This is a genomic window from Nocardia sp. Tas62D01, from assembly GCF_055232035.1.
This window is the reverse complement of sequence record NZ_JBUYUZ010000001.1, coordinates 946,184-970,499: the sequence shown is the minus strand read 5'-3', so window position 1 is coordinate 970,499 and position 24,316 is coordinate 946,184. Positions and strand designations below refer to the sequence as shown.

Here is a 24,316-nt window from a genome sequence, read left to right as displayed (position 1 = left end):
GGTGTCTTCCGTACCGCTCCTGGCCTCTGCCAGGGAACATCCGGGCCCGATTACCGAACAACCCGGTGCTGGCCTGCCGTTCTGACTCAGTTCGTGTGCGGGCGGTTCGTGTGCGGGTGCCTGATGGAGTCGCCACCCTTTGTCTCGTGCAGCCGGCCGAACCGGCTGGCGAGCAGACGTGCCATGCTCTCGGCCGCGCCCCGGCAGGCGTCATCGATCGTCGCGGCGTTGTGGGTCACCGCGACCGGCTGCTGACCGGTGGGACGAGCCTCCAGCACGCATCGCTTGTCGTCCTGTCCGCCTTTGCCCGCGTTCTGGTCACTGAGGTGGGCTTCGACGCTGGTGATCTGGTCGCTGAAGTGCTCGAGCGTCGAAGCGATCTCCTCCTCGACGTGCCGGATCAGCTTTTCGCCGCTGTCGATGTTGCTGTCGGTGTTGATCTGAATCTGCATGTGCGTATCCATTCCGGTAGGTGGCAACTGTTACTCGGACGGAGGCGGATGTGTTCGTAGTCGACTCCGCCGCCGTAGCCTGATCCGCCTTTATCGCACCACTTACCGTAATCCCCGAAGATCATCGGACTGAGCGGTCTTGGTCGCCCAACTGGCGGCGGAAGCTGTAGTCCCCCGATTTCCAGGCGATCGCGGTCACGAATTCGACGACCAGATATGCGAACGCCAGCGTCCACGCAATTGCGGCGATGGTGTGTCGCAGGTGTCGCGCCCTCATCCGCGCGACATCGTGTGTTGGTGATCGGTCGGTGCTGTGGTGCGGCGGGTCCAGTGCTGTCGATCCCTGTGCGGCCTGGTCGGCAGTGTTATCGATGATGTTCACGAGGATGCGGTTTCCTGGTTGGTGCTGATGTGGTTCGCGGGCCGTGTTATCGACGTCGTGAATCCGAGTCGGCGCAGGCGGTTGCGGGTTAGCCGCTGAACCGGGTCGCGTTGACGGAAGGGGTATTCGGTTGCTCTCAGCTGGTGTGGGCGGACAGTGATCGGGTTTCGATGTCGAGGTCACCGCCCTCGGTCAGGGACGCGGTGTAGGTGATGAGCCGTTGGCCGGGGTCGTCGAGCTTGTCCTGGTCGTGCACGGTCAGGCAGGTGACGGCGCCGAAATTCACCAGCAGATACCGGTTTTCGACCGCACCGGACTCGTTGGTCAGGGCGACGGTGAAGATCTGCCCGTGTGAGACCCAGGCGCGGGTGGCCCGTCCCCAATGAATGAGACCGCTCGGTATTAGAGTCCTGTTGGCCCTGGTAGGGGCCAGAAGGGACGATTGGGATCATGGCTGGAGGACGGAAGCGGCATTCCGCGGAGGAGATCGTGCGGAAGCTGCGCCGTGCCGATGAGCTGGCCGCGGCCGGTAAGTCGGGCGAGGAGATCGCCGCAGAGCTGGAAGTGTCGGCGGCGACGTTGTACAACTGGCGCCGCTCTTACGGCGGTATGGATACCGATGCGGCGAAGGAGCTCAAGGAGCTGCGGGAGCAGAATTCCCGGCTCAAGCGGCTGCTGGCCGAGGCGGAGCTGGAAAAGGACGCCCTGCGGGAGATCAGCCGGGGAAAATTCTGAGCCCAGCGTCCAAGCGCCGTGCCGTCGACATGCTCACAGCAGTGAAGGGCGTGTCGGAACGGTTCGCGTGCAAGGTCGTTGGGCTTGCTCGTTCGACGTATCGGCGGCTGCCCCTCGCGCAGACCCCGGATGATCCGGACGCCGGTTTGCGGGCCTGGCTGCGCTCGTATGCTACGAAGAACCCGTGTCACGGGTTCCGGCGGGCGTGGGCGCGGTTGCGGTTCGACGAGGGCAGCTCGGTGAACAAGAAGAAGGTGCATCGGCTCTGGCGGGAGGAAGGGCTGCAGGTGCGTGAGCACCAGCCGCGTAAACGGGCCGGCGTTTCGTCGATGCCGCCGGTCGATGCGGATGCACCGAAGGTGGTGTGGGCGTTGGATTTTCAGTTCGATTCCACCATCGACGGCAGAGCGGTGAAGATCGCGTCGATGGTCGATGAACACACCCGTGAATCACTATTGCATCTGGTTGAACGCTCGATCACCGCCGAGCGGCTCGTCACCGAGCTCGAGAAGGTCTTCACCACTCATGGTGGGTCGCCGACGGTGTTGCGGATGGACAACGGGCCGGAAATGATTTCCCATGCGCTGCAACAGTTTTGCGCAAACCGGGTCGGGATCATCTACATCCCACCGGGCACGCCGTGGAATAACGGATTCGTCGAATCGTTCAACCGTCGGCTGCGCAAAGAATGCCTCGACCGGAACCACTGGACAAGCCTGCTCGAAGCCCGCGTCGTCATCGGCGACTACAAGGTAGACCACAACCGACGACATCGACATTCGGCGCTGGGCTATCTGACCCCGGCCGAGTACGCTGCCCGCTGCAGCCACAGCCACCACCCGGTGGCCTGCGGCATCAACTGAATACGGATCGAAAACAACCTGGCTCTAAAACCGGGTGGTTCCGTCATCGGGGACCGGTCACGGGCAGCGGTGGCCACCGCCGCGGGTTCAGTGGCGGAGAACTGCAGGCGGAAGGGCAGGTCGGGAGAGTCGAGATAGGTACGCATGGTGGGTTCACGTCCGATCGTGTCACGATCGACGATCTCGAGCGCAGCGTTCAACACTGCCGCCCGCGTGATCGGCCCCTCACCGCGACCATCGGCGGCAGGGCCGCGACCGTCGGCAGCGGGACCGGAATTGTTGCGGTTGGTCGGGGGTTCGGTCATCGCGGGAAGCTCCCTCCGCCGTAACAAGCACTGTAGATTATGAGTGTAGACCTACATCGTTGACATCAGGGTGTGGGCGGCGTGTACTGGGAGGATCACCAGATCCGAGCAAAGGCTTGGAGGATCGTCATGATCGTCATCATCGGGCTCGTCATCCTGATCGCCGCCGTGTTCGTCGGCGTCGCGGGCGTCTTCGCCAATGGTGGCAGCACCCACGCGTTGACCGATCACTTCGCGGTATTCGGCTACCACGTCACCGGCTCCACCGGCGTGCTGTTCCTCTACGGCATCGTGGTCGGCGGCATCGGAATCGCGGGACTGGGCATGTTATTAGCCGGCGCCCGCCGTGAACTCAAAACTTCCCGTCAAAACACCGCGGTCGACTCTGCCCGCCTGCCCGACCCGCAACAGCCCATCAGCCCCCAGCAGAACACCTCTACCTACTACAGCCACACCGGCACCACCGACGTTGCGGCCGATGCACCCGGCAACGACGCCGGGCAGGGGGCCGGCGACCGGCCCGGGACTCGCAGACGCGGTCTGGGCCAGCTGTTCGGTCACACTCCGGCCGGTCCCGCACCGGCCGGTACCCCTCGCGGCGATCAACGTCGATAACCGCGTTCCCATCGGCCATCCCGCCTTTGCCTCGTGACATCTCACGTATTTTCGAAATCAGGTATTTGCTCATGATCGTTCTCGGAGCCGTCCTCCTCGTCGCCGGATTCCTGCTCGGCATCCCGCTGCTGGTCACCGCTGGAATCATCGTGCTGATCATCGGTGTGGTGTTGATGGTCGCGGGCCGCACCGGCCACGCCATCGGCGGCCGAGCCCACTACTACTGACCGGCCCGGCGCAGCCTGCCGACATCGACTGCGCCGCAATCCGCCTGCTAGACAACCTGATTCGAAGGACAACACGATGCGGGAATCGGCCATCGACAGCCGGAACGAGACATTCTCGATCCGCGAGAAGCGAACTCTATGTGGCATACCGGAATTCACGCCCCCCGGTAGACCGGAATCCAGTGGAGGTGCGTGATGCGGCGTCTAGTGCCGTTGGTGGTGCTTGTGTGGTTGATCATCGGTGTGATCGCCGCGGGTCAGCGTGGATACTTCACCAACCGTGAACAGAACTGCGCCAGCGCAGGAACCATCTTCGTGACCGTGATTGCGGGGCCACTGAACTACGCCGGTATCAATCCCAAGGTGAACAGCTGCCACGTGCCGCAACCCAGTCCATAACGAGACCTCACAGGGGATTCGAAACCAAAGCACTACCCAGGAGCTTCCCGATGCTCGTCATCCTGATCGCCGGCGTCGTCATCGGCGCCATCGCAATGGCCGTACGGAACCGTCTATCGGCCGATGGCCGGCGTCCCGCCCTCGGCGGCGCAGCGCGACGTCTTCTGAGCCGATCGCGTCCCGAGGAGACCGCGATAAGCCGCGATCTCAACGAAAATGCCGGCGGCTCACGGCATATCCGCACCAACCCGAGTTGGCGGGACCGACTCGAATAACCGGACAACCCGGTAGCCGCACCCGTCTCGCAGAGGACAAGGACCACCACGATGAGCATCAGACGGACGATCGCCCACAAAACCAAAGTCGCCAGGGGCGCCATCAAGCAATTCCTCGGCCGTGCCACCGGAGATACCCGCCTGCGGAACGACGGACGTCTCGACCGCGCCACCGGCAACGCCGCGCGCACAGTCGACAAACTCGGCGACGCCTTCAAACCCTGACCCGCACCCACTGTCCGTATCGTCTGCTTGGGGTCGCCAGTCGGTCCGCTGCTGCGCTAGGGAGCGCATGTGCTGTTTGTCGGGGCGGGTTTCCAGACACGGTGGGGCGTACCCGCAGGACTGTAGACGACCCTCCCGGCGCACCTCCTGGCGGCGAGCCGATAGAGCGCGCTCCGAGGTCTCGGGTACGAATCCGAGCCGGCACGATGCAATAGGGCATCCACCGAATCCGCAATGTAGGTACGGACAAATCCTTGTTCGAACTGTCCGTGCGATCTTTTCGGGCCGCAGGCCAGTCGGTCGCTGCCCGCAAGGTTCGACCGGAACGGACACGAATTGTCCTGTGCAGGTATAGATTTCGGTGTTCGGGTTGGATTTCGGGGGTGGTTGCGGAGTTCGGACATAGTTTTCGGGTTCTGGGGACGTGGGTGATGGGCGGGTCCTGGCGGGCAGACTGCCTGCCTGCCTGCCTGCCGTGTCGGGCCTGAGCGTAGTGGACAGCGGCGCGTCAGCGCCGCCGGAGGGTGGGGAGTTCGAGATCGCCTACGTCGATGCCGAGTCGGGTGAGGGGGTGCTGCTGACCCGTGTGTGGGCGGTGCCGTTGGAGGACTGTCTGCCGGTATGCGGGTTCCCCTCGTACGAGGGGCCATGCGAGCACGTCGGGCGGTGGTGGACGGCCAGGACCAGTGGCCGTGTCGGTTACGAGTCGTGGCTGGAGCGGATCGGTTGGCGTTGTTGGATTTCGACCGAGGAGAGATCGTTGCCGCTATGGGGTCAGCACGAGTTTGGCTGGTGCTCCGTGCCGTTGTTGGTCCCAGGCGGTGGCGACGTCGGCTAAGGGCACGGGCAGTACGTCGATGGTGATGTCGGCCTGGGCGGCGTGTTCGGTCAGTTTCCTGTATGCCTCGCGTCGTACTTGTTGTGGGGCGTGGTTGAAGGCGAATCCGAGGATGTTCAATGAGGTGGCGCGGATCGTTGGCGCCGGCAGGGTGATGGTGGCGGCTGCGGAGTTCCCGATCTCGATGTGCCGGGCATCGGGTGCGGCGGCGCGCATGGCCGCGAGGGCGGGTTCGCCCCAGAGCGAGTCGATGATCACGTTCACCCCGGACTCGCCGGCTGCGTGCTGGAATGCTGTGGGCAGATCGGTGCTGTCGTCGAGGACGACTGTGGCATCGGCGCCTCGCTCCCGCAGGTGTTGCAGGCGGTTGGGGTCGCGGTCGGCGGCGATGACGCGGCCGGCGCCCTGTACCTTGGCCGCTTGCACCGCGACCGACCCCACCGCGCCGCCGGCGCCGAGCACGAGGACGGTTTCGCCGGGCTGCAGCCGCGCTCGCCAACTCAAGGCCAGCCAGGCCGCCATGCCGGTGTTACCGAGCGCGGCTGCGGTGACATCGTCGACGCCCTCGGCCGGTTCGAACAGGTCGGTGTCGGATACCAGGGTTTGTTGGGCCCACGACCCGTAGGGGGCGACTGGAGCGTCGAAGAACACTCGGCGTCCGTCCAGGGTGCGGCCGACACCATCGGAACCGACCACCGACGGTGTCACTGGCTTCCCGCTGTGGTGTGTGCCCGAGGTTCTGGCCAGGTCGAAGTGGTGTACACCAGCGGCGGTCACGTCGATCACGATCTGGCCTTCACCGGGCTCGGGAGAGGGAAAGTTGGTGAAGTGTGGTGCAACACCGACCTCGCTGAGGACTACGGCCTTCATCGATCCAGACATGGAATCGCTCCTTCGTGTGATTGCCCATCGCGCCACGAGCCGGGTCGGTACAACCAGCAAACCGGCACACTGCTACTGCGAGCAGCACGTGGCCGTGACAGCGCATCTGCGCCTTGTCACACGACTGAAGAAGACCGACAATCGCGCCGAACGAAAACGGCGGCTGTCCACGCTCAACGGTTGGCTGAGCCGGGAACCGGAACGCATGAGAAGGCACACCGGCCGCCCCGGCTACGGCGGGGCACGACAGGCATTGCCTGCAGGTGGTCCCGGATCTCGACATCGACGCCGTGCCGGTATCAGCCGGCGCCTGCTACATGCGTCGACCCGGCGCCGACGATGTCATCGGGTGACTCGTACGCGGTTTTCCGCGCTCAACATCCAGGCTTGCTTCTCGAGCTGGTCGATGATGGTGTGCAGCAGGTCGGAGGTGGAGGGGTCCTCGGCGTCGACGTCGTCGTGAACCTCCCGCAGGGCTCCGGCGGTGTGACGCAGTTGCGCGGTAACCGCGTCGACGATGACGCTGGTGTCCAGTTCGCCTGGGTCGATCGCGGGCTGGTCGGCAGCGGCAACGGTCCGGGGGCGTCCATCCGGCACGGTGTCGAGTGCACGCATGCGTTCGGCGATGGTGTCGCTTGCTCCGCGGGCGTCATCGACGATCTCGTCGAGCTGCAGGTGCAGGTCGCGGAAGTTGTGGCCGACGACATTCCAGTGCGCTTGCTTCGCATTGAGGTGGAGCGCGATGAGGTTGACCAAGACGCGCTGCAGGTGTGTGGCGAGCCTAGTGGAGGCGCGGAAGCCATTGGTTGAGTCGAAGCTGGACATGATGTCTCCCTTCGGTGTGAGGGGCGGACTATTGGAGGCACAGGTTCGAGGCTGACTTGGACGTGAATGGTCGGGGGTTGAGACATATCGGTGCTGGCGCGCGCGGTGTTGTCTGCGGTGATACCCACATCTAGCCGTCGAGAGCGCGGCTATACCCCCAGGAGAGTGTACGACTGGCACGGGCCATAGTGAAAGTCCCGACCCCTGACGCAGCCCCCAGGCGCCCCGGATCATCCCCCACTGAATCCGCAAGGTAGGTCCGGACACCACGATCGCCCGAGTCGTCCGGCCAATGTTTCGGACCGCAGGTCAACGGGCCTGTGCTCCGAAAGGTCTGTGCGGAACGGACAGTTCTGTTCGGGTATAGGTTTCGGTGTTCGGGGTTAGTTTTCGTGGATGGTTGCGGAGTTCGGACATAGTTTTCGGGTTCTGAGGACGTAGGAGGGTCCCGGCGGGCAGACTGCCCGCCCGTGTCGAGCCTGAGTGAGCGTCCGAGACCGCGGCCGTGTCCAAGCACGCCCGAGATTTCCGATTCGCCGGATCGGTGCTGACTCACGCGCTGCTGCTCGGCTCCCTGCCCGGGCCATCCGAACATCAGCGACAGCGCAATGGTTGCGTCCGCGCTCGTACATGGGCGCGGACCAGACTACTCGGTCGATCCGCTGCGGCCGGAAACTCGGCAGGCCAGACTGGGCGGGTGGCCGACCTACCCGTTGCCGCCGTGGTGTGTGCGTTCGTCGCTGCGGTGCTGTTCGCGGTGTCCGCGGTGGCGCAGCAGCGGGTGGTGTCGGACGAGCCGGATGGACAGGCGCTGCTGGCCCGGTTGATCCGCAGCCCGCGCTGGTGGGCGGGGTTGATCGGCGACGCGGGCGGGTTCGCATTCCAGGTGGCGGCGCTGGCGTTCGGGTCGGTGCTGGTCGTGCAGCCGATCCTGGTGAGCGCGCTGGTGTTTGCGCTGCCGTTGGCTGCGCACTACAGCGGGCGGCGGGTGACGCCGATCATGTGGGCGCAGACGCTCGCGCTGTCGGTGGCGCTGGCGGTGTTCCTCGTCGTCGGCAACCCCGCCGGGGGGCGCACGGATGTGCCGTGGCATCGCTGGGTGCTGCCGATGGGGCTGATGCTGGCGGTGATCGCGGTCGTGGTCGCGGTGGCGGCCACCGTGCGGGTGCCAGCGCTGCAGGCGCTGCTGCTGGGCACGGCTGCGGGTCTGCTGTTCGGCCTGTCCTCCGCGCTCATCCAGAACGTCACACAGTTGTTCGGGTACGGCGTCGGCGCGGTACTCGGCAGCTGGGAGCTCTATGCCGTGGCCGCGACCGGACTTATCGGCCTGTATCTGCAGCAGCGCGGCTATCAGGTGGGCCCGCTGTCGGCGTCGTTTCCGGCGTTCACCGTCGCCGAACCGTTGGGCGCGGCCGCCATCGGGATGACCGTGCTCGACGAGCGGTTGCGCAGCGGCCCGCTCGGGACCTTCTTTGTCTTGGTGGCGGTGCTGGTGATATGCGTGGAAGCTGTGCTGCTGTCGCACGCCCAGGCCGCGGCGTAGCGATCAGCGGAAATCCAGGCCGCCGTCGACCGTGACGGTCTGTGATCGGCAGGGGTTGGGGAGTGCGCTGTGTGGCCATGGGTGATTCGAATGTCGTAGCCGGGCGGGAGCATCAGCACACATACGGTGAGGCACGACAGGCATGCCTGCAGGTGGTCCCGGATCTCGACATCGACCCGGTGCCGGTATCAGCCGGCGCCTGCTGCACGCGTCGACCCGGCGCCGACGATGTCATCGGGTGACTCGTACGCGGTTTTCCGCGCTCAACATCCAGGCTTGCTTCTCGAGTTGGTCGATGATGGTGTGCAGCAGGTCGGAGGTGGAGGGGTCCTCGGCGTCGACGTCGTCGTGAACCTCCCGCAGGGCTCCGGCGGTGTGACGCAGTTGCGCGGTAACCGCGTCGACGACGACGCTGGTGTCCAGTTCGCCTGGGTCGATCGCGGGCTGGTCGGCAGCGGCGACGGCACTGCACTGCGAAGCGTCGCTGGCCTTTCCGTCACGACACGTGGGGGTTTCGCTTGTGGTGGGGGTCTCCCGGTCGCGGTGGCGTCGATCCCGGGCGATACGGTCAGGGTGTGTCGGTGCTGAGCGCCCGTGGCTCGTTCGGGAGCTACCACCTCGAACGTTTGGTGGGTCGTGGCGGTATGGGTGAGGTGTGGTTGGCGCGTGACCGCACCGGCAGCGCCGTCGCATTGAAGGTGTTGTCTGCGGCGTATTCCGCCGATTCGGGCTATCGGCGCCGTTTCGAGCGGGAGGCCCGGCTGGGCGCCCAGGTGCGCAACCCCCACATCGTGCCGATTCGCGCCTTCGGCGAGGTCGATGGTCATCTGTTTTTGGAGATGGCCTACATCGAGGGCGTCGATCTGGCCACGCGGCTGCGGTCGGGCGCGCTGGTGCCGGCTCGGGCGGTCGAGGTCATCGCCCAGGCCGCGGAGGCGCTGGATGCCGCTCATGCGGCGGGGCTTGTTCATCGGGATGTGAAGCCGGGCAATATCCTCGAGAACACCAGCGGTTTCGTGTATTTGATCGACTTCGGTATCGCCCGCGCCGCCGACGGCGCTGCCCTCACGGCCACCGGCCTGGTGGTGGGCACGATGGGCTATATGGCGCCGGAGCGGTTCACCGGCACGGCCGAGGCCCGCTCGGATGTCTATTCGCTGGCGTGCGTGCTGTATGAAACCCTCACCGGGAACCTGCCGTATGGTGACGGCGACCCGGCACAGCAGATGCATGCGCATTTAATGTCCGAACCCCCGCGTGCCTCGCGGGCTGCCCGCGGTGTCCCGCCAGCGCTGGACGCTGTCATCGCGCGCGGTATGGCCAAGGAACCGGGGGAACGCTACGCCAGCGCGGGTGAATTCGCCGCCGCGGCATGTGTGGCCTTGGGCTGGCCCGCATCAGCGCAACCGACCCCGCCGGTCGCGGACCCTGCGACATCGGGCCCTCATCCGCTTACCCGCGTCATGACCGCCGTCGGCCCGCCCCCGACCCTGGCCGCGACCCGGCCGGCGCCGCAAACGCCCGAGCCCCGGACATTCTCACCTGCTCCGGTCGCGCATCCGGATCCTCGGCGAAAGCTTCTGGCGCGCCGATGGTTACCGATCGCCGCCGGGCTAGCACTCGCTGCTGCGGCGGCACTGTGGCTGCTGAGCGGCGTCCTCGGGTCTGATTCTGCTCCAAGCACGACGACGCGCGCGGCCTCCGCTGCTGCCTCGACCGATTCCCTGCCGTTCTCGACCGGCGGACAACCCCCGGATCCGGCTGGTGCGGTGCGCGACGGGAACTTTGCTTTCACCGTGACCGAGGTGGTGTCCAACGTGAGCCGCACCGGTTCAGTGCACCCAGGCGGTTCCTACACCATCGTGACGCTGACGGTCACCAATGTCTTTCAACGCGAGCAAGTCTTCCGCATCGCCGATCAGCGCCTGATCACCGCCGCCGGCCGCTCCCTCGTCCCCGACGCGACCGCAACCACCGAACTCAACCCGTCCCGCAACGGCGTCGACCAGATCGATCCCGGCAGTACCCGCACGATCCGGCTGGCCTTCGACCTACCCAGCAAGGACAAGAACGGCAAGAAAAACTACAAGAAGAACGACGTCCCGAGCCAGCTGGTCCTGCACGGCGCCCCGTCGTCCCCCGGCGTGACCGTGCCGGTCGGCTAGCCGCAAGCCGACCGATATCGACGCGTCGGTACCCAGAACCTGGAGTCGGACGATTGTTCCAGATCGAATTGGCGAACCGCAGCACAATCAAGGCACGCCTCGCCATCAAAAGTCGGAACAGACTCGCCCGCCGGCGCACCGGACGACCTGTACGCCCTGCTCGCGGACCGCGCACACCGGCACGGAGTCCGCGTTGTCGTCGATAGTTCCGGAGATCCGCTGGCGGCCAGCCTGATTGGCGCACCGACCTGATCAATCCGAACTCCCACGAGCTCGCCGAACTGGTCGGACGAGACTTGGCGACCCTCGGCGACATCGTCGACGCCGCCAACGAAATCCGCGGCCGCGGGGTCGGCGCGGTCCTGGCAAGCCTCGGCGCCGACGGTGCGGTACTCGTCGACAACAACGGCGCTCTACACGGTGAAGCACCGGTCCAGTGCGTCGTGAGCACCGTCGGTGCCGGCGATGCCATCCTGGCCGGTTACCTCGCCGGCCGACCCTCACGAGAGCGCGCGCTGGCGACTGCGCTGGAACGGGGCGCCGCGGCAGTCCAGCACGAGGGCACCCTCTTCTCCCCCGCCAGTGCCCCAGTCGACGTCATCATCCACGACACCATCGACCGCGCCTGACGGCTCAGCCGCGACGAACCGGCACCCCGAAACCGCACAACCGCCGACGACATCACGACGAATTCATCATCGACGATGCCGGCATGAGCTTTTGATTCCGTTGCACCGCAACAACATTAATGCGATCACGAGGAATTCCCATGACTGACACGATGCATATTCCGTCCGGACACCGGCGAGCGCCTTCCCAAGGCTCATCGGGAGTGACGTGGCCGGTTACCAGATCCTAACCCTGATAATTCGGATCGTCGCGAGACACACTCACCGTCAGCGGCCCATGCTGGTCCACTGTCTCCGCCGGAAGCGACGGCAGGTTCGCAGTGATCGCCTCCTGCCACCTGTCGATCGTGACGGGCTCGGTCCAGACCCTAGCAGGCAGCGATTCCGAATCCTCGGCGATGGCCAGGGCCAGATGCTCGACACCGAGATACGGGTAACCACGGTCGCCGGCGATCTCGGCCGCACGGCGCATGATCTGTTCCAGACGCGGAGTCACCCATCCGTCGACGCGCAGGAAGTTCTCAGTCACGGTTTCCATGATGGAAGTTGCCTTCTTTCTCTTTTGTCAGGACCACACTTCAGCGCCGTCATACATGCCGCCGACACACTGGTGCGGAAAATTGCTGTTCTGATGCACGACGCCACCACCCTGCACGCAGACGGTTGCCGTCACCGAGGCCGCCTGGGCGGTGCCGGTGGCCATGAGCAACGCCGCCGAGGTAATCCCGAGGGCAGCGATCAACTTGGACAAGAAGATCGCGAACTCCATTCGATCATGCAGAGAACGGTATCTCGCCAACAGCACAGGCACATCGAATCCCATCCCCCCGCAACAGGTTTGCCGCAAGGCCGGATAGTTAACCGCTGAGGCGTCTTGTCAAGGTCGATCACTTCCACCACAGCTGCGACACCCCACCACCGTGCCTGGACTCCCGAGAACTTGTCGGTCGCCAGTTGCACAATCATCAACGAGGGTTGCCGGTGACGTCGCAAGCGCATCATTGGTGGCTCAGCTCGTGCAACGCACTGCCGGATGTGGGGAGTCGGGGATGTTCGAGCCACACGATCTACTGATGTTGACGGTCATCGCAGCAGCTCGGGAACAGGGCTATATATGTTTTCCCGACGGACCGAATAGTGTTGTGCTGGTAGGACAGTCGGAGCCTATCTATCAATCGCTGACCGATCTGCGTCGTCTGACCGCCGACGAACCGCATGATCGGTGGCCGATGCTGGTCGCTGACCGGCTCGGCACCTGGGTGATGGCGGTGGAGCTGGCACGTGAAATGCCCCTGGACTTCTCCGATTTCCATGTCATCGGTGGGCTGATACGCACCCGGCTCTACTCGACCAGCACCCCTGCCGGAGACACCGTGCGCCGGGTAGCGGCACCCGGGCTGATCCAACGAGTCGTGCTCGACCACGTCCACACCATGACACCGGTGACCTATGAAATGTTGCGGGACTGGCCGATCGATGAGACCGAGCTGTTCGATATCGCTGAACGCAACGTCCACAACGACGGTCCGCTGGAACTGCTGACGACCGAGTTCGATGTACCGATCGCCGCGGGTCTGCCGATCACGATGCTGTACGGGTCCGAGTACGCCTCCGCCCACGCCCGCTGGCTAGGCGAGTACCCGGTTACCGGGCCAGCCGGAGCGTTGCTCATCATCCCGTCGCAGTTGTACCTGTACTCGTATCCGATCGCTGACCTCGAGGCGCTGCGCGCGATGGCGGTCCTTGCCCAGATGGCGGTCCACGGGCACGCTGAGAAACCCTGGCCTGTCAGCCCTTTCGTCTATCGATGGCATCGAGGACGCCTCGGCTTGGCTGCCAGCACAGCACGAACCGACAACGGCATCAGCATTTGTCCGACCAAGGAATTCGAGGACCTACTGAATGGTCTCGGCCCTACATCCTCGTGACGCGGCAAGGCGGTGCGGCACACGAGAATCTCCCTCATGCGACGTGCAGGAGGCCAAGGTAGCCGACGAGTCCGCCTACGGCGACGGGTTTCGTCGACGGAAGGGGACCGGTGCCTGGTCGTCGGGCTACCGTTGAAGTTCGTCGAGGACGGTCAGCATTGTTTGCCGCTCGGCGGCGAGTTCCTGCTCGTCTTCGGCCAACTGCGCTCGGAGGAGGCCGTTCGCGGCAACCGAAAGCGATTGAGGGCCAGCCGAAAACATCCGCCCACACGCCGGAATCGGCCACCAGCCACCGAGCAGCCGCGCTCCACTACGCATGTACTGACTCACCGACACCGGAATCGCCATTCCCGCCAGCGTGATTCACGGGCCCGAACAACTCGCCTTCGAGATCACCACCGTGGAACCAATGTCCTGAGACACCACGGTTAGTGCGCGTTGTAGATTTGGACGATCGCGGCGGCAACCTTCTTCTTCATGTCGCAGGGCATTCGCCCGGACATCTCTACCTCATCGGCCCACGACTCGGCTCGTCCGTCGCCGTAGATGGCGCGACGGTCAGGGTGTTGTTCGTCCAAGAAGAGATCTATCTGGTGACAGTCCCCACTGCTGAGGTACCCGCGAGCGGTCCCGGCCCCGTTGGGTGCGGTGATGGTGACGACCTCGTGACTGATCGAGGGGGCGTCGCGGAGCATCTCCAGCGTCTTCTGGGTATAGACGAGGGTGATATCGGTGCCGTCCAATTTGAACTCGCACCAGTACGGCCGGGTGCTGCCTGAGACCAACAGCTTCGGATAGTCCTTGCTGAGGATCGTGAGCGCGCCGCACGGGTCGGAGTTGGCTAACTTCGTGTTCAGTGAGCTATGTGTGGTCGCGCTGCGCAGTGGTTTGGTGGCCAGTGTCGGCAGCGCGGCGCGCGTGAAAGCCATTGCCTCATCACAGGTGTCGCTTCCGTCACGGCCAACCACCTGGTACGCGAAGTCGATGACCGGGTAGGGGACGCTGACCGCGCAATAGTCGGGGAAGGTTGTGGTGATGTGGATCGGCGTGCCGTCGAGATCCACGGGGGGCTTCGAGCGGTCATACATGCTGAGATCCACGAGGGCCTCATTGATGCCGTCGGGACCGACGGACGGGTGGTACCGCACCGAGCACTGGTCGAAGTCCTGCGGCTGCCCGAAGTAGGCGGGCGTGCCAAGGGTGGCAATGGCCTCGGGGTTGATGAAACCGCAGGGGTCGAGCTGTCTGATTCGGTCCATCGCTGCGAGGTGGTCTTGGACGGTCACGGATTGGGTTCTGCGGTAGTCCAGGGCCGGGTTGCTCTCGCGAGCATGGCCCGGGATCTGCTGACCGCATCCCGTCAGCACAGCCAGAACGAGCAACGAGACCAATACAGGCAATTCAGATCCCCACCGCATCCCGCGAGCCTATCAACGCGCGTGTACGCGAACGCGCGCCAGCCGCGCCGACTCTGGATCCAGCTCGGCATGGCTGGGCAGCGATCTCCCTACGGCAAGCACGAGATCGGCGTGGTAGATCACATGATCCGAGGTCCTCGGCTCTTACGAATATGTGCGGTCGTCGAAACTGAACAGTGCCGAACGGCATCGGCAGTCGGTAGCGCTGACCAAGCCCGTCACTGCGGTTCAGTGGCGTCTCCGAATCCCTCCCATTCGACTTCGAGTGATTCGACGTCGTCGAATTTGAAGCCCATGTTGTCGCCGTAGCTCTCGAATGGGTCGGTATCCGACCAGTTCAGGGTTGCGTGCTGCTCTAGTAATGCGACGACTCGGGCGTCGTCAGCGGACGCCAACGCCAGGGCGAGCTCCCGGGATTCCTCCTCGGAGAACGGTTCGCGAGTGATTCCGAAGTCGAGGTTCTTCTTCGTCCTGTAGTCATATTCGTATCCGACGCCGCTGGTTATGGCGTTCCGGTCGAGCGCAGATCGCCAGTACGGCGGTAGGGGGGGTTGACGGAGTCGACCGGCGGGTTCAGGCCGGTTGGCGTGAGGTGGGGTGTGCTGGTGCTGATTTGGTCGGTGTGAAGGCGGGGCTGGGCTGGGGACGTCCTGCCAGCGGGTGGCGGAGGCGTAGGCACTCGCGCTGCGATCGTCGGTCGTTGCTCCAGTCGCTATCTGGCGCACGGGTTCCGACGACCAACACTCCCGGGGTGTAGTCGATGTCAGTCCAAAATCCTTAGGTGCCCCATGCGTTGGCGCGCCAGCCGGGGTGGGCGTGGTCAGACCGCGGCGATGAGCGCTGTCCGCGAGAGGGGGCTTGAACACGAAAACGTTGCAAACCTGCGCAAGGCAGGTGTTCATGGGGCCTAATATCCGCAGGCGGGTCCGCTGTCCGTCAAGCGGTGTTGGGGCGTGTGAGCTGGGGATATGCGATCGAAGGGCCTAGGGTTGGCCTGTTGATTGTGTCTGGGCCAGTTGGTGCCTGCGATTCTTGGATCCTTGTTGGGACGGAACTTTGCTCCGCTGCGGATCAGGGGCTTCTGGTTGATGGAGAGGATAGGTCGAGCGGGCGTTTCGGCGATGCCGGGCGCAGGCCGTTCAAGGCGGTAGGCTGGGCGTCGTGCCGGAGGAATCGCCAGGTCAGCGTCTGCGTCTTGCGTTGGAGATGTACGAGTTCGGTGTGCGTATGCAGCGTGCTCGCATCCGCCGGACACGACCGGAGGCTACCGAGGCCGAGGTGGAGGAAGCCGTTCAAGAGTGGCTTCTGTCCCGGCCTGGTGCACCGCTTGGTGATGCGGTGGGGCATCCGTCGTCCCGGTTCGTATGAATCAGCTTGAAGCCGCACTCCGTCGCGCGGCCGCAGATCTGAGTCGGCATGGCTATGGCTGGGCGCTGGTCGGGGGATTCGCGGTATCTGCGCGCTCGGCGCCGCGGTTCACCCATGACATAGACGTCGCGGTGGCAGTAGCGGACGACCGCGGGGCCGAAGAGTTGGTGCGTCTGCTCATCGCTGAGGGGTACGGCTTCTACGCCTCGGTCGAGCATGACAACGGCAGACTGGCCACGGTTCGGCTCAAACGAGCCATCGATGGCGTGTCGGTCTTGGTCGACATTCTGTTCGCGAGTTCTGGAATTGAGGCCGAGATCGTGGCGGCTGCCGAGAACTTGGAGATTGTGCCCGGGCTGACCTTGCCGGTGGCGACCACCGGCCATCTCATCGCGCTCAAACTACTGGCCCGTGACGATGTTTCTCGTCCCCAGGATCTCGCGGACCTCCATGGCCTGCTCGAGGCGGCAACCTCAGACGATATCGGGCAAGCTGAAGAAGCTGTCCGCTTGATTACCGAACGTGGTTTCAACCGCGAACGTGATCTGCTCACATCGCTTCACGAACTGACATCGGCATAGAACGCTCTGGCTAATTGATTGATTCCGTGCGTCCAGCGAACAGGAGGTCGCCTCTGGTAGGTGATTGATGGTTCATTAGCTCGTCGTCGCTTGCCGGTGGAAGTCCGGTCCGGGTAGCAGCCAAGGTGGCCCGGTAGCAGACTGGCGGCTTCACCTGGAAACGGGTGAATCCCAACGTCCGCCGCATCACCAGATAAGCCTCGGCGGCCTCACGCAGCGTGCTCATGACCGACCACCCACCGGCCACGGGCGGGCCAGGACCCGCAGAGCGTTGTCGTCGACCTTGGCGTAGATGCTGGTGGCGAGCTGGCTGCGATGCCGCAACACCTGCCCCACCTCGGGCAACGACGCCCCGGCGCGCAGCATCTCGGTGGCCTGGGTATGGCGCAGCCGATGCGCTCCTAGCCGGTCGAGGCCTGCGCGTTTGCAGGCTTGACCCATGATTCCGCGCACCGCTGCCGCCGAAAGACGTCGGTAGGGCGCGCGGACGGTGCAGAACACCGTCCGGGCGTCGCAACGTGGCCGGCCGTCGGTGACATAGGCGGCCATCGCTTCACCGACCTGCGCCGGCAACGGGAGCCGGTCGATCCGGTTGCCCTTGCCGTGCACGGTGACCTCGCCCGCGCGCCAGTCGATGTCGCCCAGTTCCAGGTCGGCGACCTCAGCTCCACGTAACCCCAACCGCGCCAACAGCAACAGGATCGCGTAATCACGGCGGCCGGTCACCGTGTCGCGGTCACAGCCGGCCAACAGTCGCGCCACCACCGTGGCGTCGAGACCACGCGGCAGCGACGCCAGCCGCCATCCCGCCACCGCGGGCACCGCGCCCGCCAACCCGACCGGGACATGCCCGGCCACGTGCAGGAACCGCAACAACGCCCGCAACGCCGTCACCATCGCCTTCGCCGACCCGCGGTTACGACCCTGACAACGGGGCGAGCATGAACGCGGTGACCTGAGCGCGAGGAGGCGTTGCAGGACACGGACGGTGACTCCGGCGATGGTGCGCCCGCCGTGGCGTTCGAGGTCGAGCTGGGCTTTGAAGGTCTGGTTGATCGACTCGATGACTTGGCGCAGCGGTTTGAACAGGGCGCTGCCGGGCCGTTCGGCCTCGCTCTTGCGGGCAGGACGCAGCAGCCGCAGCCCGGTCTCGGCCAGTTCGGTTTCGAACCCGGCGCCGAAGTAGTTCTTGTCGCAGATCAGGGTTTGTCCCGGCCGCTGGGCCGCCAGAGCGGGGTCGGCCGCCAAGACGCCCATCAGCGTTTCTCGCTCATCGGCTTTCGCGCCGGTCAGCGCGAACCCGATCGGCAAGCCACCGAGGGTGGCGACCAGGTGCAGGCGCAGACCCCAGAAGTAGCGCGAATGCGAAGCGCAGTACCCGTATTCGGCCCATCCCGCTAACTCGGAGCGTTTGACGGTCTCGCGGGAACGGCCGCATTCGACCGGGGTGGAATCGGCCACCCACACGTCGTCGGTCCACAAGCTGGTGTCGGTGGCAAGCGCCCTGATCACCGCCGTGATCAGGCCGGCAGCGTTGCGCAGCCGCTTGTTGTAGCCGGGCTGTTGGGGCAGGTACCCGAACAGATGCCGCAGATGCTTGCGGGCATGCCGCGGCCAGCGGGCCTCGGAGGTGTACCCGAGCAACGCCTGCATCACTGCCAGGGTCACCAGTTCGGCGTCGGTCAGCCGCGGGGCGAACCCGATTATCGGACGTCGTGGGGCCAGGTCGGGTCGGGCCTTCAAAAGGTCGTCGATCGTGACATAGAGTGCGGTGGCGAGGGTGTCGATGTCATTGCTCACAACCTTGATATTTCGGCATCCTCGCCCACTCTTCAGTTCGAATGAGCTTCCCCGGCAATAGCTTTCACGCAGAACCGCACGTAACAGCCACCGCTGCCGACAACCATCCACCACCACAAACGGGTACCGCCACTGTAGGTCGACGTGTCTCGATCCGAGGTGAGCTGCTTGGTCGGCGGCGCCTCGGGTGTGGCCACATTTACCTGTGAGGGAATTGGTTCGGATCGGCGGCGGGCGCAGAGTCCTTGCCATGACCACATACCCGATCATGACAATCGACACCGCGCCCGATGTCGCAAAGCCCGCGCTGACCGGCCTACACAGGGCATTCGGCCTGATCCCGAACGTCGCGGGGGTGATGGCGAACTCTCCGGCGCTGCTGAACTCGTTTTTCTCGGCATTCGGTCATTTCCGGGGTGACACCGGTACCTTCAGCCCAGCCGAACGGCAGGTGCTGTTGCTGTCCAACGCGATCAACAACAACTGCGCCTGGGCGGTGGCGTTCCACTCGGTGGAGGCGCTGGAAGACGGCGCCGCCGCCGAGGTGGTCGACGCACTGCGGCGGCGTGAACTACCGGCCGACCCGCGCATGGCGGCACTGGCCACGGTCAGCGCGAGGCTCATCGACCAGCGAGGCCACCTCGACGAGACCGATCTGAAGGCGTTCACCTCGGCCGGTTTCACCGCCAGCCAACTGCTGGAAGCGATTGCCGCGGTAGCGATCTCGACGATGACGAACTACGCCGGCAACGTCGCGAACCCGCCGCTGGAGGCGCCGTTCGAGTCCCAGGCATGGGATGGCGCACACTGATGCGATGTCGGATATCGGCTCGCAGCTCAGACACTGGCGGAGTGCTCGGCGGCTGAGTCAGCTGGCCCTTGCCTCCGAGGCCGCGGTGTCCATCCGGCACCTGTGCTTCATCGAGACCGGCCGGGCGAGTCCGAGCCGCGCAATGGTGCTCAAGCTCGCCGAGGTGCTCGAAGTCCCCCTGCGGGAACGCAATACGCTGCTGCTGGCCGCCGGTTTCGCGCCGGTGTATCGGGAGTCGGCACTGGACGCACCGGAGCTTGCCGCGGTGCGCGGCGCACTCGACGCGATCCTGGCGCAACAGGAGCCTTTCCCCGCCGTGGTGATGGATCGCGAGTGGAACATCCGCCACACGAATGCGGCAGCAGGCCGTTTCTTCGGTTTCCTCGGGGCCGGGCATACCGCAGAGCCGCCGGGTCCGGCCAACGTACTTCGGCGGCTGTTCCATCCCGACGGTGTGCGCCGCTATGTGACGAACTGGCCGGACGTTGCGGCAGCCCTGGTTCGGCGGGCGCGACGGGAGGCGATCGGTGGCATTGCCGACGAACGGGCGCAGCGGATCCTCGACGAGGTTCTCGGCTACCCGGGAGTGCCGGCATCGCTGCGGTCGCTGGACCCGACCGCCCCGCTGCTGCCGATCGTGCCGATCCGATACGCCCGCGGAGGGCAGCAGTTCGACTACTTCTCCACCGTCACCACGCTCGGCACGCCGCAGGACGTGACACTGCAAGAACTGCGCATCGAGTGCTTCTTCCCCGAGAACGAGACCACCCGGTCACATGCACACCGGCTGGCCGAGGCGGGCTCGGTAGTAGATTCGGATCATTGACCGCGACCGGCCGCACGGCAATTGCTCAATTCCGGTCGGCCCTCGTCCACTGTCATCGCGGTCGGGTAGGCCGCCCGCAGGCGCTGCTGGGCACCCGGGCTTGCCTCGAGGTGGTCGAGGCCGAGCAGGGCGGCGCCGAGAACGGTGGGGCGACGACGATCCGGGGTAGGACGATGTCGTCCTGACCAATTCCTTTCATTCGGTCCCGCAGGAGGACATGCCCCGCAGTGCCCGCTTCCTCTGATCAGGCAGCGGCGCAGCAGGTGTGGTTAGAAATGGCATACGCAACGCCTTGGCAAGTCAATGAAGTTCAGCTCGGCCGGTCCGAGAACAGTGGCTATCGCATTCGCGAACTGACCGCGCAACGTTTCGATCTACGATCCGACTGGGGTTACCTGTGCGCCGCGGGCCTGAGCCTGCTGACGTTCCTATTGCTGTTCCAGCCCTGGGTTTCGGCAACGGGACCGAACGGCACGGTCAGCGCCAATGCCTTCGGCCGAATCGACGGCTTCACCAGCAGCAGTTGGCAATCGGGCGGGCAGGACGCGGTGAGCATCAGCAGTGCATGGGCCGTCCTCACCACCATGGCAGTCGCCGGCACCGTCTTCTCGGTCGTGCTGTATTTCCGGGTGCGCAGCCAGACGCTGTCCCGCCTGGTCATGGGCACCAGCGGCGCTGCGGCTCTCTTCGTGCTCATCACCTTGCTGTATCTCAACAGCAAGGCGCCGGAGCTACGCGGACTTACCGAATCCGCCGCTCATGCCGGACTCTTCAGCTGGATCTTCGGCAATGACCTGACCTCGAACCTCGGGCCGGGTGAGCACCGAATCGCCAGTGCCGGGCTCGACCTCGGCGCGACGCTCAGTGCCATCTCCGCCTTCGGCGCCGCGCTGGCCGCCGCGGCGATGGGACTGCGCAAACAATCGATCGCCGTACTCCCCATGATCGCGACGCCGCGACCATATCGCGCGAAGATCGCTGCGTGACAACCTGACTCAAGTCGACCATCACTTGACGGTCGTGTTCACCCAGTCGACAACAGCCCGCTGATACGCAGCGGTATTCGGTGCGAGATTCACCGAATGTCCGCTGCCGGGCAGTACGAAGGTGTGCAGCTTCGCGGCCGGAGCGGTACAGCTCCGGCATTCCGTCGGCGGCCTCGACCACGGCCGGCAAGGCGTCGAGGGTGGCCAGCCCTCCGTTGGCCTGGCGGCTGCCATGGTGGGAAGTTGGCGGTGTTGAGGTCGCGGGGGCGCCATCTGGTCACCCAAGTGTCCAACGTCACGACAACGGCCTTAGGCGTCGAACATCGCGAAGAGGGTGTTGAGGCCTTCGCAGGAGCGAGTGCGTGAAGATCGCGTCCGCCATGGCGGTGTAAGTGAGCTTGCCCAGCATGGCGACTTGGATCATGGTCATGATCTCGCCGCCTTCACTGCCGAGGACCGCGCAGCCCAGGATCTGCCCGCTGTCCGCGTCGATGACGGCCTTCATGAAGCCGCGCGTCTCCCCGGTCTCGATGGCCCGGATAACGGCGCTCATCGGGAGCTTCGCTACCCGGATCGCGCGTCCTTGCGACTTGGTTGACCGAGAGGCTCGCGTAGAACTGAAGGCCCCGGGATCGAACATGCCGAACCCTGGGTGATGGCGTTTCGATGAAAGGTTCTGTTGCGAGGAATCCGCCGGGCCGGTTCGGGCCGCGCATGTGCGCGGATCCGGGCATGCAGCGACTCCAATCGATTCATGCTGGCGATGTGTGCGCAGGGCGCACATTCGTTCGTGCCAGCCGCACCATCGCGGCGCGTGGCATGATCCGGTAGCCACTGGCGAGCATCCGGTTTGCCAGGCCGGAGACGACCGAAGGACCGCGGCCGGAATCGAAGGCGCGCAACCCGACTGCCGCCACGTGTTCGGGGGTTTGGCGTCCGTGGGTCATAAACTCCCTGCCCGCAGCTTCAAAGAAGCGCGTCTCGGTGGCTCCGGGACACAGCGCCAAGACCCGTACTCCGGATCCCCTTGTCTCGTCCCAGAGTGCTTCGGTGAACGAGAGCACGAACGCCTTCGACGCCGCGTAGACGGCCATCGTCGGCACCGGCTGAAACGCGGCCGTTGAGGCCACGTTCAGCACTCCGCCGTGGCCGCGGGCAAGCATGCCCGGCAGCAGCCGTGCGGTCAACGCGACCAGTGAACCGCAGTTGAGTTGAATCTCGCGCGCAACATTGTCCGGATCTTCATCGACGAACAGATCATGCGACCCGAATCCGGCGTTGTTCACCAACATATCCACCGTCACCCCCGCCGCGACCAGCTTTTCGGCTAGCCCGGCCACGGCCGGTGAAACCGAGAGATCCGCTGGAATAACGGTGCTTCCCACACCCGGATGTGCCGTTTTCAGTTGATCGGCCAAGGACTGCAGCCGAACCTCGTTTCGGGCCACCAGCACAACGTTCACGCGGCGCGCCGCTAATTGACGGGCGAACTGCTCCCCGATGCCGCTGCTGGCCCCTGTCACCATTGCAGTACTGCCGGGTTCGATCATGACGAACACCTTTTCCCGGATCGGACGTGTGTTGTCATTGCTCAGTGTAGGCCGCGTCAGGTACACCGATCCGGCCCAGTTCAGTCGCTGCGGGTCGACCGGCGGGCAATCGGCCCGGCCCGGCCGCACCAAACACCAGCGTCGGGCCAGGCTGGCGTCGAACGTCGTCGCGCCGATCCCGTCATACACCGCCGCCACCCCGGTACCTCCGGTCAGCTCCCGGATCCGCGCACCGAACTGCTCAGGGTTGTCGGGGGAGGCCAGCACATCGCTGGCGCCGGCTCTTGATCAGACCTAATTGGATTTTCATGGCGTCATGCTTTTGGTGTTGTGTAGCGCTTGCCCTTTGCTTTGTCCGGGCGCCGGGTGCTCAACGGTGGCCAATGCGTGTCGAAAGCCGGCCAGAATACCCGGGGCAGAATCGGTGAGCGTTCCGTCGAGATCGAAAAGCGCAGTCGAGAATCGGCAGGGCGCCGAGGCGCCTAGCCTCGGCCATTCAGTGTGGTTCAGACACTGTATGTCGGAATCAGGAAAAGGTGCTCTGAGCTGCGATAATTCGACTTGTTTAAAATTGAATGTCGCAGTTGCAGGAGCACCTTTTCGGTGAGCAAGTCTACGTCGTGGTATCCGTCGCTGGCAGTTGACGGAGATGGTTCGGGGGTGTTCGGGGTATGTCGCAGGCGGGGACGGTGGCGTTGCTGCGCACGGTCGCCGAAACCGGGTTGGAGCGGTGGTTGTCGGCGGCACTGGCGCCGTGGCGCAAGCCCGCGGCTTCGGTTTCCACCCGCTGTTAGCGTTCGTCGACCACGGCGCCGACGGCACCGGCGAACCAGCCGCAATGATGCTGCGGCCCGGTAACGCCGGAGCCAACACCGCCGCCGACCACAATCAGGGTGCCAACGGGTCCCCGTAGAACCGGCATGAGACGGTCAGACCTGCTTTAGACCTCCGTCGACGAAGAGTTCTGCTCCTGTCATGAAACTGCTTTCGTCCGACGCGAGGAACAGCACCGCCGCGGCAATTTCCTCCGGTCGTCCGACTCGCCGCATCGGCACCGGTGCGGCCAGGCCATCGAGAAACTCTTGTTCGTGGCCAGCTGGCGCTGCGCCCTTGAGTCCGGGTGTTTCCACTGGCCCGGGCACGACTGTGTTCACCCTGATCTGTTTGTCGACGAGTTCGGCCGCCCAGGTCCGACCGAACGACCGGATCGCCGCCTTCGATGCGGAATATGCGCCGAAGGCAGGCATGCCGCTGTAGGCGTTGGTGGACCCCGACAGGATGATCGAGGCACCTGGTTTAAGGATCGGCAAGACCTTTTGCACAGTGAACACCGTGCCGCCAACGTTGCGGTTGAACGTGGCGAGGAAGTGCTCGGTTGTAGTGTCGGGCAGCGTGGCGACTTCGCCGCCGCCAGCGTTCGCGAACACGATGTCCAGCCCGTGTCCGTAGGCCGTGACCACGTCGACGATGTTGTCCAGATCGGTCGGGTTGGTGACGTCGCTCCGAATGCCTGCGGCCGCGACCCCTATTGACGCGGCGGCCTCATCAACTGTCTGCTGGTTGCGGCCCGTGATGAAGACGTGTGCGCCCTCGGCTGCCATCCGCTGCGCGGTCGCGAGTCCGATACCAGAGGTCCCCCCGGTGACGAGTGCGGTCTTGTTGATGAGCTGGTCCATGATGATGTCTCC

31 protein-coding genes and 1 pseudogene are annotated in these 24,316 nt (G+C 64.8%); 15 read left to right on the top strand and 17 right to left on the bottom strand.

Annotation, left to right across the window (positions count from 1 at the left end; genetic code table 11):
- Positions 1-86 precede the first annotated feature (86 nt).
- The 3 genes from ACV7NQ_RS04875 to ACV7NQ_RS04865 all read right to left on the bottom strand — a co-directional run bounded on the left by ACV7NQ_RS04875 (position 87) and on the right by ACV7NQ_RS04865 (position 1,120).
- Complete coding sequence (locus ACV7NQ_RS04875) at positions 87-452, bottom strand: HPF/RaiA family ribosome-associated protein (RefSeq protein WP_463358520.1); 366 nt, start codon at positions 450-452, stop codon at positions 87-89.
- A gap of 121 nt (positions 453-573) precedes the next feature.
- A complete protein-coding gene (locus ACV7NQ_RS04870; RefSeq protein ID WP_463358519.1) occupies positions 574-834 on the bottom strand; it encodes a hypothetical protein in 261 nt (86 codons plus the stop codon).
- A 136-nt stretch (positions 835-970) separates the two neighbouring features.
- Complete coding sequence (locus tag ACV7NQ_RS04865; RefSeq protein ID WP_463358518.1) at positions 971-1,120, bottom strand: hypothetical protein; 150 nt, start codon at positions 1,118-1,120, stop codon at positions 971-973.
- Between the two features lie 164 nt (positions 1,121-1,284).
- Here ACV7NQ_RS04865 and ACV7NQ_RS04860 point away from each other — a divergent pair.
- The 5 genes from ACV7NQ_RS04860 (at position 1,285) to ACV7NQ_RS04840 (ending at position 4,478) form a co-directional block, all read left to right on the top strand.
- A protein-coding gene (locus ACV7NQ_RS04860) for an IS3 family transposase (RefSeq protein WP_463358517.1) occupies positions 1,285-2,432 on the top strand; the annotation gives its coding sequence in 2 pieces (ribosomal slippage) (positions 1,285-1,555 and positions 1,555-2,432; 1,149 coding nt in all).
- 434 nt (positions 2,433-2,866) lie between these two features.
- Entirely contained in the window at positions 2,867-3,352 is a 486-nt protein-coding gene (locus ACV7NQ_RS04855) for a hypothetical protein (protein ID WP_463358516.1), read from the top strand.
- A gap of 71 nt (positions 3,353-3,423) precedes the next feature.
- Complete coding sequence (locus ACV7NQ_RS04850; protein ID WP_463358515.1) at positions 3,424-3,579, top strand: DUF6131 family protein; 156 nt, start codon at positions 3,424-3,426, stop codon at positions 3,577-3,579.
- Positions 3,580-3,774: 195 nt separating this feature from the next.
- Entirely contained in the window at positions 3,775-3,978 is a 204-nt protein-coding gene (locus ACV7NQ_RS04845) for a hypothetical protein (RefSeq protein ID WP_463358514.1), read from the top strand.
- Positions 3,979-4,304: 326 nt separating this feature from the next.
- The gene (locus ACV7NQ_RS04840; protein WP_463358513.1) at positions 4,305-4,478 is read left to right on the top strand and encodes a CsbD family protein; all 174 of its coding nucleotides are present in this window, start codon (positions 4,305-4,307) and stop codon (positions 4,476-4,478) included.
- Positions 4,479-5,244: 766 nt separating this feature from the next.
- On the opposite strand, the gene ACV7NQ_RS04835 is transcribed toward ACV7NQ_RS04840, so the two are convergent.
- Both ACV7NQ_RS04835 and ACV7NQ_RS04830 read right to left on the bottom strand, forming a co-directional pair.
- On the bottom strand, positions 5,245-6,198 hold the full coding sequence (locus ACV7NQ_RS04835; protein WP_463358512.1) for a quinone oxidoreductase family protein: 954 nt from the start codon (positions 6,196-6,198) through the stop codon (positions 5,245-5,247).
- A gap of 342 nt (positions 6,199-6,540) precedes the next feature.
- The gene (locus tag ACV7NQ_RS04830) at positions 6,541-7,023 is read right to left on the bottom strand and encodes a Dps family protein (RefSeq protein WP_463358511.1); all 483 of its coding nucleotides are present in this window, start codon (positions 7,021-7,023) and stop codon (positions 6,541-6,543) included.
- Positions 7,024-7,720: 697 nt separating this feature from the next.
- Here ACV7NQ_RS04830 and ACV7NQ_RS04825 point away from each other — a divergent pair.
- Positions 7,721-8,566 (top strand): DMT family transporter, encoded by an 846-nt coding sequence (locus tag ACV7NQ_RS04825; protein WP_463358510.1) that lies wholly within the window; start codon positions 7,721-7,723, stop codon positions 8,564-8,566.
- 231 nt (positions 8,567-8,797) lie between these two features.
- On the opposite strand, the gene ACV7NQ_RS04820 is transcribed toward ACV7NQ_RS04825, so the two are convergent.
- Positions 8,798-9,259 (bottom strand): ferritin-like domain-containing protein, encoded by a 462-nt coding sequence (locus tag ACV7NQ_RS04820; RefSeq protein ID WP_463358509.1) that lies wholly within the window; start codon positions 9,257-9,259, stop codon positions 8,798-8,800.
- Here ACV7NQ_RS04820 and ACV7NQ_RS04815 point away from each other — a divergent pair.
- Both ACV7NQ_RS04815 and ACV7NQ_RS04810 read left to right on the top strand, forming a co-directional pair.
- Positions 9,148-10,731 carry a protein kinase domain-containing protein gene (locus tag ACV7NQ_RS04815; RefSeq protein WP_463358508.1) on the top strand — a complete coding sequence of 528 codons (1,584 nt, stop codon included), beginning with the start codon at positions 9,148-9,150 and terminating at the stop codon, positions 10,729-10,731. The genes ACV7NQ_RS04820 and ACV7NQ_RS04815 overlap by 112 nt on opposite strands.
- A gap of 248 nt (positions 10,732-10,979) precedes the next feature.
- Positions 10,980-11,360: a PfkB family carbohydrate kinase gene (locus tag ACV7NQ_RS04810; protein WP_463365541.1), complete on the top strand. Its 381-nt coding sequence runs from the start codon at positions 10,980-10,982 to the stop codon at positions 11,358-11,360.
- Between the two features lie 226 nt (positions 11,361-11,586).
- Here ACV7NQ_RS04810 and ACV7NQ_RS04805 read toward each other — a convergent pair whose 3' ends face one another.
- Entirely contained in the window at positions 11,587-11,889 is a 303-nt protein-coding gene (locus tag ACV7NQ_RS04805) for a Clp protease N-terminal domain-containing protein (RefSeq protein WP_463358507.1), read from the bottom strand.
- 36 nt (positions 11,890-11,925) lie between these two features.
- On the bottom strand, positions 11,926-12,129 hold the full coding sequence (locus ACV7NQ_RS04800) for a hypothetical protein (protein WP_463358506.1): 204 nt from the start codon (positions 12,127-12,129) through the stop codon (positions 11,926-11,928).
- Between the two features lie 280 nt (positions 12,130-12,409).
- Between ACV7NQ_RS04800 and ACV7NQ_RS04795 the strand changes: the two genes are divergently transcribed.
- Positions 12,410-13,288 (top strand): DUF1444 domain-containing protein, encoded by an 879-nt coding sequence (locus ACV7NQ_RS04795; protein WP_463358505.1) that lies wholly within the window; start codon positions 12,410-12,412, stop codon positions 13,286-13,288.
- Between the two features lie 126 nt (positions 13,289-13,414).
- Here the strand turns inward: ACV7NQ_RS04795 and ACV7NQ_RS04790 are convergent, their stop codons facing one another.
- From ACV7NQ_RS04790 to ACV7NQ_RS04780, 3 genes are all read right to left on the bottom strand, one after another.
- Positions 13,415-13,636 (bottom strand): hypothetical protein, encoded by a 222-nt coding sequence (locus ACV7NQ_RS04790; RefSeq protein ID WP_463358504.1) that lies wholly within the window; start codon positions 13,634-13,636, stop codon positions 13,415-13,417.
- Positions 13,637-13,716: 80 nt separating this feature from the next.
- Positions 13,717-14,688, bottom strand: coding sequence for a hypothetical protein (locus ACV7NQ_RS04785; RefSeq protein WP_463358503.1), 972 nt, complete (start codon positions 14,686-14,688; stop codon positions 13,717-13,719).
- A gap of 236 nt (positions 14,689-14,924) precedes the next feature.
- Positions 14,925-15,101 carry a hypothetical protein gene (locus tag ACV7NQ_RS04780; RefSeq protein WP_463358502.1) on the bottom strand — a complete coding sequence of 59 codons (177 nt, stop codon included), beginning with the start codon at positions 15,099-15,101 and terminating at the stop codon, positions 14,925-14,927.
- Positions 15,102-15,867: 766 nt separating this feature from the next.
- Here ACV7NQ_RS04780 and ACV7NQ_RS04775 point away from each other — a divergent pair.
- Together ACV7NQ_RS04775 and ACV7NQ_RS04770 are read left to right on the top strand one after the other, a co-directional pair.
- Entirely contained in the window at positions 15,868-16,074 is a 207-nt protein-coding gene (locus tag ACV7NQ_RS04775) for a hypothetical protein (protein WP_463358501.1), read from the top strand.
- Positions 16,071-16,655, top strand: a complete 585-nt coding sequence (locus ACV7NQ_RS04770) for a nucleotidyl transferase AbiEii/AbiGii toxin family protein (protein WP_463358500.1) — start codon at positions 16,071-16,073, stop codon at positions 16,653-16,655. The genes ACV7NQ_RS04775 and ACV7NQ_RS04770 overlap by 4 nt, the downstream gene beginning before the upstream one ends.
- Before the next feature lie 10 nt (positions 16,656-16,665).
- On the opposite strand, the gene ACV7NQ_RS04765 is transcribed toward ACV7NQ_RS04770, so the two are convergent.
- The 3 genes and pseudogenes from ACV7NQ_RS04765 to ACV7NQ_RS04755 all read right to left on the bottom strand — a co-directional run.
- Complete coding sequence (locus ACV7NQ_RS04765; protein WP_463358499.1) at positions 16,666-16,881, bottom strand: hypothetical protein; 216 nt, start codon at positions 16,879-16,881, stop codon at positions 16,666-16,668.
- Positions 16,878-17,552 carry a tyrosine-type recombinase/integrase gene (locus ACV7NQ_RS04760; protein ID WP_463365540.1) on the bottom strand — a complete coding sequence of 225 codons (675 nt, stop codon included), beginning with the start codon at positions 17,550-17,552 and terminating at the stop codon, positions 16,878-16,880. Before ACV7NQ_RS04760 ends, ACV7NQ_RS04765 begins: the two co-directional genes overlap by 4 nt.
- Before the next feature lie 60 nt (positions 17,553-17,612).
- Positions 17,613-18,455: pseudogene (locus ACV7NQ_RS04755) on the bottom strand (IS982 family transposase); the annotation flags it as partial.
- Between the two features lie 250 nt (positions 18,456-18,705).
- Here ACV7NQ_RS04755 and ACV7NQ_RS04750 point away from each other — a divergent pair.
- From ACV7NQ_RS04750 to ACV7NQ_RS04740, 3 genes are all read left to right on the top strand, one after another.
- Positions 18,706-19,266, top strand: a complete 561-nt coding sequence (locus tag ACV7NQ_RS04750; protein ID WP_463358498.1) for a carboxymuconolactone decarboxylase family protein — start codon at positions 18,706-18,708, stop codon at positions 19,264-19,266.
- Between the two features lie 4 nt (positions 19,267-19,270).
- On the top strand, positions 19,271-20,092 hold the full coding sequence (locus ACV7NQ_RS04745) for a helix-turn-helix domain-containing protein (RefSeq protein WP_463358497.1): 822 nt from the start codon (positions 19,271-19,273) through the stop codon (positions 20,090-20,092).
- Between the two features lie 275 nt (positions 20,093-20,367).
- Positions 20,368-21,078 (top strand): hypothetical protein, encoded by a 711-nt coding sequence (locus ACV7NQ_RS04740; RefSeq protein WP_463358496.1) that lies wholly within the window; start codon positions 20,368-20,370, stop codon positions 21,076-21,078.
- Between the two features lie 295 nt (positions 21,079-21,373).
- Here the strand turns inward: ACV7NQ_RS04740 and ACV7NQ_RS04735 are convergent, their stop codons facing one another.
- Positions 21,374-21,631, bottom strand: a complete 258-nt coding sequence (locus ACV7NQ_RS04735; RefSeq protein WP_463358495.1) for a hypothetical protein — start codon at positions 21,629-21,631, stop codon at positions 21,374-21,376.
- A gap of 199 nt (positions 21,632-21,830) precedes the next feature.
- Positions 21,831-22,895 (bottom strand): SDR family NAD(P)-dependent oxidoreductase, encoded by a 1,065-nt coding sequence (locus ACV7NQ_RS04730; protein WP_463358494.1) that lies wholly within the window; start codon positions 22,893-22,895, stop codon positions 21,831-21,833.
- Between the two features lie 404 nt (positions 22,896-23,299).
- Between ACV7NQ_RS04730 and ACV7NQ_RS04725 the strand changes: the two genes are divergently transcribed.
- Positions 23,300-23,422, top strand: coding sequence for a hypothetical protein (locus tag ACV7NQ_RS04725; RefSeq protein WP_463366091.1), 123 nt, complete (start codon positions 23,300-23,302; stop codon positions 23,420-23,422).
- Positions 23,423-23,557: 135 nt separating this feature from the next.
- Here ACV7NQ_RS04725 and ACV7NQ_RS04720 read toward each other — a convergent pair whose 3' ends face one another.
- Entirely contained in the window at positions 23,558-24,304 is a 747-nt protein-coding gene (locus ACV7NQ_RS04720) for an SDR family oxidoreductase (protein ID WP_463365539.1), read from the bottom strand.
- Between the last annotated feature and the right edge of the window lie 12 nt (positions 24,305-24,316).